2 protein-coding genes and 1 tRNA gene are annotated in these 1,145 nt (G+C 58.1%); all 3 read right to left on the reverse strand.

The features are described 5' to 3' along the window. Positions 1-117 precede the first annotated feature (117 nt). Entirely contained in the window at positions 118-360 is a 243-nt protein-coding gene (locus NKI67_RS33755; RefSeq protein ID WP_023677785.1) for a GIY-YIG nuclease family protein, read from the reverse strand. Between the two features lie 262 nt (positions 361-622). Next, a tRNA-Ser gene (locus NKI67_RS33760) sits at positions 623-713 on the reverse strand. After that, the coding region (locus NKI67_RS33765) for a hypothetical protein (protein ID WP_352649172.1) at positions 675-1,145 on the reverse strand (471 nt) is incomplete at its 5' end. The genes NKI67_RS33765 and NKI67_RS33760, both read right to left, overlap by 39 nt.

Raw genomic sequence — 1,145 nt, forward strand, 5'->3', positions numbered from 1 at the left:
GAATCGAACGAAAGAGCGGAATTGGCGCCGTGTGTTTCTGTCGTAAGTAGCTGAGATTGCGTTATTATTTGGGAAAACCGTTGATTTTTGCACGATCACGTGAGGAGCGGCAGATGGTCACCAGAGGCGTTTGCTGGCAAAAGCATGCCCGGAACCGGATTTGAGATAACGCTCGAATGATGTCGCTTTGGCTTGGTTCGAGAAGGCGATGCAGGTCACGATCCGCCATGGCAGGAATTTTGAGGTATGGCTGGATTTTCCGGCGTTATGCTCGGCGATCCGTCGCTTCAGGTCCGAGGTCACACCGATATAGCGCTCGCCTTCCGCAGTCTTGCTTTCCAGCAGATATACATACCACACGAACCGGCCCTCCCTCGCCAACGCATTGGAGTGCATCCTCCTTCGCTACGGCTTCGGAGGGCATCCCGCTTCGCGCGGAGAGGGGATTCGCTGGACTTGTCCTGCGAAGCGGCAGCGGGGGTTTTCGGGGCTAGCGGCCCTCCTTCGCTACGGCTTCGGAGGGCATCCTGCTTCGCGCGGAGAGGGATTCGCTGGACTTGTCCTGCGAAGCGCGCAGCGCGAAGCAGGATGGCCTGCCACCCGAAGCCCGCAGGGCGTAGGGTGGCGGAGAGGATGGGATTCGAACCCACGAGAAGCTTTTGACCTCTACTCCCTTAGCAGGGGAGCGCCTTCGACCACTCGGCCACCTCTCCGTTGCGCCGGTGGATAAAGAAAAGCGCCGGCACAATCAACAAGCTGGCGCTATTATCCTTGAAAAATCGACCCTTCGCCAAAGCGCCGCCCAGCGATGTGGCGATTCTGCGGCAATTCCCTTGCTCGCGACTCGGGCCATGGTCACATTTCGGGCCGACCATCGCCGGAATCCGCGGTTTGCAGCGGCTTGCGAAGGGCTGTTGGTTAACGGGAGCTTTCGGAGTGAGGCCAAATCGTGTCATTTGTGCAACAACGCCGGGGTATAGCGCCAACACAAACCTTTTGCCGGTACGATCGTGGTTGAACGCCGCCGTCTCATGGGTAATGTCGGGTTTGAAGGAGCGGCGCGGTGCGCATCTTTTTCGGTAGTGGGGATGGGGCAGGGAACGCTGTCCTTCAGCAAAGAATACCCAGACCCGTTTTTTAACTTT

Source organism: Mesorhizobium sp. M0408 (assembly GCF_040321495.1).
Taxonomy (GTDB): Bacteria; Pseudomonadota; Alphaproteobacteria; order Rhizobiales; family Rhizobiaceae; genus Mesorhizobium.